Source organism: Rhodocaloribacter sp., from assembly GCF_056451265.1.
Window position 1 is genome coordinate 1 of record NZ_JBWOPL010000004.1, and the last position, 6,204, is coordinate 6,204.

Here is a 6,204-nt window from a genome sequence, read left to right on the forward strand (position 1 = left end):
GAGCACGGCAAGCGGCAGCAGCACGGTGAGCGGATCCGGCCCCCGGTGAAAGAGCAGCGCACCGCGCAACCCGTCGGCGACGAGCGTGAGCGGGTTCCACCGGGCGATGGCGGCAAGCCATTCGGGCATCTGCCGGTGGGGCACGAGCGCCGTGCTCGTGAAGAGCAACGGCATGTTGACCACGTGGATGAAGACGGCCATGCTCTCCTGATTCTTGCTCTTGAGCGCGATCCACGAGGAGAGCCCCGCATATGCAATCGCGAAGCAGGCGACCCCCACCACGGCGAGCCCGAGCGTTTGGAGGTCGGGATCCATGCGCGCCCCGACGAGGAAGCCCGCGAGCGCGACGAAGAGGGCCTGTGCGAGCAACCGGAGCACGTCCGCCCCGAGCTTGCCCGTGAGCATCCAGCCGGGATGCGCCGAGGCATAGGCCATCCGTTGGAGAAAACCGGTCTGCATGTCCCGGACGAAGAGCACTCCCGCCTGCGAGGCGCCGAAGAGAACGGTCATCACGCAGATGCCGGGCAGAAGGAAGTCGAGGTACGCGAAGCCTTCATAGCCGGGGCCGAGGGTGAACCGCTGGAAGAGGAAGCCGAAGATGAGCATCCAGAGGAACGGCTGGACGAAAGAGAACGTGAGCGGCACGGGCCGACGGAGCGTCTTGAGCCACGTGCGGAGGGCCGTCTCGCGGGCGATATGGATGCCGGTGGTGTTCATGCGCGGCGGCCCCGGCGTCGTTCGAAGGGTTCGAAGGCGCGGACGAGGCGCTGATAGGCATCGGCGAGGTCGGGGTCCCGGCGTTCATAGCCCCGGACGGTGTATCCGAGCCTGGTGAACACTTCGAGGGAAGGCTCCTCGGGTCCCGGATGCTTTTTGCGCAGGAGCGTGACGGTGTGGCAGTCGAAGACGACCGACCGCACGTCCGGCAGGTCGGTGAGCGCTTCGCGGAGCGCGCCCGGCCGGTCCACGCATTCGGCGATGGTGACGACGGTGCGGGCGAAGCTGTACGCGCCGAGCAGGAGACGAGGGGCGCCGTCGGCGAGGAGGGCCCCTTCGCTGAAGAGGAGCACCCGGTCGCACGTCGCGGCGGCGGCGTCGAGGTCGTGCGTGGCCACGAGGATGGTGCGCCCCTCGTCGCGCCACCGGGCGAGCCGCTCCCACAGGTCGCGGCGTCCGTTCGTGTCGAGGTTGGAGGTCGGCTCGTCGAGCAAGAGCAGGCGCGGCTCGTGCATCATCTCGAGGGCCAGGTGCAGGCGCTGCCGTTCGCCTCCGGAGAAGGAGCGGACGCGCCGGCGGGCAAACCCCCGCAGCCCGAACGTCTCGCACAGCGCCTCGAGGCGGGCGCGCCGGCGGCGAGCGGGGAGGCCGCGGAGCGCATAAAAGAGGCGGAGCGTCTCCCATCCGGTCATCTCCGGGTCGAGCGTCGCGCCCTGCCCCGCGAAACCGGTCTGCGCACGGAGCGCCGCCGTGTCACGACGCGGGCTCAGCCCGAGCACGCGCACCTCGCCCGCGTCCGGGGCAAGGATGCCGAAGAGGATGCGCAGGAGCGTCGTCTTCCCGGAGCCGTTGCTCCCGATAATGCCCATGAGGCGCCCCGGTTCGAGCCGGAAAGAGACGCTATGGAGGGCTTTCACCCGCCCGCGATACTTCTTCTTCAGACCTTTCACCACGAGCGCGGGGCGGTCCTCAATCGGCGTAGACGATGGTGCCGACATGTTCTCCATGGAGGGCGGCTTTGATGCGTTCCGGATCCTTTCCGTTGACCACCTGAAACTGCTTCACGAGCCGGGCATTGAGGAGCAGATCCGGGAGGACTTCATCGAACGGAAGGCTTTTGAGGGCGCGTTTTTTCAATGCTTTCGCCCCGATGGCGTCGATGAACGAGGCATGGGCGTTCTCTTTCGGGTCCTCCGTGTACAGACCGTCCACGTCCTTGACGAGCGTGACGGACTTGCAGCCGAAGCATTCGGCGAGGATGAAGCAGCCCGCGTCGGTGCGGTGGGGCGGGATGCGTCCGATGCCCGGGGGATGCTCCCAGAGCGAGTACGGCGGCACCCCGTTGAAGATCACGCCGGGCGCGGAGTGGATGAAGAGGGGCAGCAGGTGCCCGAAGATCTCCGGCGGGATGGCGACGACGCCGTAGGGCGCCAGGAGCGTGCCGAGGATGTGCGCGTTCCCGAGCGCGTCGGCGACCGAAAGCTGGGCCAGCACGCCCGTGGGAAGCCCGAGGTCGAGACCGATGGAGAACACATGACGGCTCCGCACGCCGCCGCCGACGCCGAGAATGATGTGCTCCGTCTCGAGCAACTCGCCGATCACGTCTACGACCGGATACAGGTACTCCCGGCCCACGTCAATCATCGAGCGCCCGCCGATCTTGAGCACATGCACGTCCGGCAACATGCGCACCACCGGCGATTCCGTAGAAGCCATCACGTCCTTGTCGAGCAGGCTCTCGCGCATGAGCATCGACTGGACGTGGTGGCGTTTATCCTGATTCTGAGAGGACATGTTTTTTTCGTTTCGAAAGGTTGAGTATCCGGGAAAAGGAAGGGATGGGACCGCTCAGTCCGCCGTGATGATGGAGCCGACGTGCTCGCCGTTGAGCGCGCGCGTCAGGTTGCCCGGCACGAGGCCGTTGATGACCTGAATGGAACGACGGGTTTCGGCGTTCTCCATGAAATCGAGCACCGCCCGCTCCACGACCACGTCCTGAAGGTCCATCTCACGGAGTTCCGGCACGCTGATCTTCGGGATGAAACGGGCGTTCTTGTCCTTCTTCGGGTCGGCGGTATAGAGGCCGTCCTCATCTTTGATGTAGATCATCGACTTTGCCCCGAACACTTCGCTCAGGAGGAAGACGCCCGTGTCGGTGCGATGCGGAGGGATGCGACCCACGCTCGGGTTTTGCTGCCAGAATGTGTAGGGCGGCATCCCGAAGAAGATGACGGCTCCGCGCTCTTCGAGGTACAGCGGGAGCTGCGGAAACTGCACCGGCTCGATAAAGGGGATGCCGTGTTTGGCCAGGAGGTAGTGAAGCATCCGCGCGTTCTGCATGCTCACGAATGTGCCGAGCACGCTGAGCACGCCCGTCGGCATGCCGAGGTCGATGCCGACGCTGTAGGCGTGCCGCGCCCGCGTCCCCGCTCCGGTGCCGATCATCATTTTGTGCGTCCCGAGGTTCGCCGCGATCTCTTCGATGAGCGGAAACACCGCAGAGCGCCCCCGGTCGATGAAGCTCTGCCCGCCGATCTTGAGCACGTTGGCCTCGGGGAGGATGGGGATGACCCGGGTGTGCGAAGTCTGGGAAAGAAGCTCGGCATCGGTCAGGTTGCCGGAGATGAGCGATTGACCGAGCGCCGTCAGCAGTTCGTTGGGCATGGCAGTGAGGGGATGGATGCGATAAGGGGTTCAGAAGAAAACGTCAGGGGACGCATGAACAGGGCAACTGCGAGCCGCTCTTCGGGGAAGAGGGCCGGCCGCAGATCGGCGGATCAGGGATCGGGAGGGGGCGAATGGAGCCGGGGGAGCAAAGATCCCGGGCGAAGCCTGCGCTCCGGGCGCTTCGAAGGTGGCGGGAAACGCCGGAAGGAGCTTCGCGGCGAGCGGCGGGCTCGCTGAATTTCCGATCGTCAAATATCACATCTCCGGATCAAAAAAGATAGTCTCGATCTCGAAAAACTCATCGTGCGTCCGGGGTTCGTCCAGCTTGCCGAAACGGGCCTCGGCCCACGCGCGGAGCTCGTCGAGGAGGCGCGCTTTCCGCTCCGGCGGCAGGTCGAGGCCGGCCAGTCCCGCCTTCTGCGCCCACGCCGTGAGGGCGTCTGCGGGGCTGCGCCGGGCGGTCCACCGCGCCGCCGTTCGAGCGGGGGCGCGTCGTCCGCCCGCGCGCTCGAGTGCAGCGAAGACGGCCTCGGTGTGCGCTTCGTGGTGCGCGCCCGGGAGGCCTCGGAGCCGGAGCCGCCGCTGCAGTTCGCGCCGCAGGAGGGAGGGCACGGCGTCTTTCGGCCGCCGCACCCGGCCGACGGCCAGCCAGGCGCCTTCCGGGCGCGCCACCCGCCGCGCCTCGGCGACGACGTGCTCGACGGCGAGGTGGTGGAGCGCCCGCGCGCCGAAGATCACCGATACGCTCCCGTCCGGCGCGGGCCACCGCTCGTTCCCGTCGGCGACGTGGAGCTCGGCCCGAAGCCCCGCCGCCTCGAGACGGCGACGGAAGACGGCGAGCATGGCGGGCGAGCGGTCGAAGCCGACGTACCGGATCGGCCGACGCGTGAGCGGCATACTCAGCGCCCCCGTGCCCGCGCCCACTTCGAGGAGCGTCTGCCCGGGCGTCAGCGAGACCGCGTCCGCCAGCGCCTCAGCGATGCGCTCGGCTGCGCCGGACGGCAGTCCCGCGCGCGCATCGAATCGCTCGGCCTGATCTTCGTAGAGCATGAACGGAGGGGAGGCGTCCCGAGACGACGGGAGGAAAAGGGTCACGGCGGCGGGGCGGTGTACGGCGGCGGAGGCGGCATCGAGAGGTCGTCGGCCTCCATGGGAGACGCCTCTTCCGCTCCCGGCGCCGTGCGCATCATCTTCTTCAACGCTTTAAGCTCTTTCCTCCGCTTCAGCCGACCCGGAATCATCGCGAGCGCGCCGACGACGACGCCGAGCACGAAGGTCAGGATGACCACGAGCGCGATGGGACCCGTGGCTTCGAAGAGCCCGAAATTGACCGTGACCTCCGCCGTATTGAGCAGCGCAAAAACGGCCACGAGGACTGAGAGGAGGAGCGAGAGAAGGAGTGCGAAACGCATGGGAGTCTTTCGGAAGGGAAAGGGGATGACAGGGGAACGCATCAATCGGCGCAACGCTCCAGTGTGTGCGCCTGACCTCTGCGGGGACGCCGGATCGAACGGTCCGGCGTCCCCGCAGGGCGCCCGAGCATCTTCGTACTCATTTCAACAGCGTCATGAGCCCCGTCCCGATCTGCGTCTGAGCATCCATGCGGGCGATGACGCGGTAGACGTACACCCCCGACGAGAGCCGCCCGGCGTCGAGGCGGGCGGTGCGGGCGCGCCCGGCAGAGAAGGCCTGCTCCGGAAGCGACATCACCCGGCGGCCCATCACGTCGTAGACCTCGATGGTCACCCGCGCGGGCGCCGGGAGGTCGAAGTGGATCGTCGTCGAGGGATTGAACGGGTTGGGATAGTTGCCGTTGACGGTGAACGACTCGGGCAGCGTTGCGTCGTCCTCCACGGCATCGACGATGACCTCCATGACGTCGGTCTCCTCGATGGCCATGAGCTGATAGCCGACGTCGGGTTCGCCGAAGCTGAACTGCCCGACGACTCCCTCGAATATCGCTGCGGCGGGAATCGGGAGGCCGTCCACGGCGGTGTCCTCGGCGTTCGGGACGCGGAGCGTGACCACGCCCGGCCCGAGGGTCACGTCCTCGACGTCGTACGTCGTCGAAGCCTCGAAGACGCCCTCGGCGAGGATATTGATGAGGTTCGTGCGGATGAGCATGGCCTCATACATCTCCCCGTTGGCGGCGAGCTCTTCGAGCGTGAGCGTCACCGGTTCGGGCAGGTCGTTCCCGCGCGAGAGCACCTCGAAGCTTTCGAGGTCGCCCTCGTTGATCTCCTTCAACGCGGCAAACTCGGAGAGGAAGCCGGTGACGGAGAGCGAGTCGCCCGGTGCGACGGCGCCCGAGGTGATGGCGTCGAAGAACGGGCCTTCGGTCTGCCGGAGCGTCATGCCGCCGGTCTCGTCCTGAACGTACGCGAACGCGCCTCGAGCGCGGGTCACGATGCCCTCGATCTGCACGCGCGAGCCGTCCGGCAGCGCGCGCGCCTCGCCAATGGGCAGCCGGAGGTCGCGGTCGTCGTCGAGGATGGTCAGGGTGAAGGTGCTCGTCGTGCCGGCCTCGGCGTTCGTGCCCCCCATTACGTTCTGGAGCTCGAAGACGAGCGTCTCATCTTCTTCCGCCTCCGTGTCGTCGATGACGGTGACGGTGAACGACTGCGGGGCGGCGTCTCCGGCGGGGAAGGTGAGCGTCGTCGTGGAGAACGCCTCGATGTCGACGCCGTTCGTGGCGTCGCCGCCGGTGAGCGCCACGTCCACGGTGGTGTCGTTCACCGGGTCGGGGTTGAGGATCGTCACCGTGATGGCCACGGCGCCGTCCGCCTCGCCGATCTCGGCGGCGCTGCCTTCGAACTGCAC

7 protein-coding genes are annotated in these 6,204 nt (G+C 67.2%); all 7 read right to left on the minus strand.

What is annotated here, in order from left to right; all coding sequences use genetic code 11:
- Window positions 1-717: ABC transporter permease (locus tag AC1HIY_RS00240; RefSeq protein WP_479574694.1), on the minus strand; the 717-nt coding region annotated here is incomplete at its 3' end.
- Window positions 714-1,715, minus strand: coding sequence for an ABC transporter ATP-binding protein (locus AC1HIY_RS00245; protein ID WP_479574695.1), 1,002 nt, complete (start codon window positions 1,713-1,715; stop codon window positions 714-716). The genes AC1HIY_RS00245 and AC1HIY_RS00240, both read right to left, overlap by 4 nt.
- Window positions 1,687-2,511 (minus strand): amino acid kinase family protein, encoded by an 825-nt coding sequence (locus AC1HIY_RS00250; protein ID WP_479574696.1) that lies wholly within the window; start codon window positions 2,509-2,511, stop codon window positions 1,687-1,689. Before AC1HIY_RS00250 ends, AC1HIY_RS00245 begins: the two co-directional genes overlap by 29 nt.
- Before the next feature lie 54 nt (window positions 2,512-2,565).
- Complete coding sequence (locus AC1HIY_RS00255) at window positions 2,566-3,381, minus strand: amino acid kinase family protein (protein ID WP_479574697.1); 816 nt, start codon at window positions 3,379-3,381, stop codon at window positions 2,566-2,568.
- 258 nt (window positions 3,382-3,639) lie between these two features.
- Entirely contained in the window at window positions 3,640-4,434 is a 795-nt protein-coding gene (locus AC1HIY_RS00260) for a class I SAM-dependent methyltransferase (RefSeq protein ID WP_479574698.1), read from the minus strand.
- Between the two features lie 41 nt (window positions 4,435-4,475).
- Window positions 4,476-4,796 carry a LapA family protein gene (locus tag AC1HIY_RS00265; RefSeq protein WP_479574699.1) on the minus strand — a complete coding sequence of 107 codons (321 nt, stop codon included), beginning with the start codon at window positions 4,794-4,796 and terminating at the stop codon, window positions 4,476-4,478.
- 139 nt (window positions 4,797-4,935) lie between these two features.
- Window positions 4,936-6,204, minus strand: a 1,269-nt coding sequence (locus AC1HIY_RS00270) for a Calx-beta domain-containing protein (RefSeq protein ID WP_479574700.1), incomplete at its 5' end; no start/stop codon positions are given.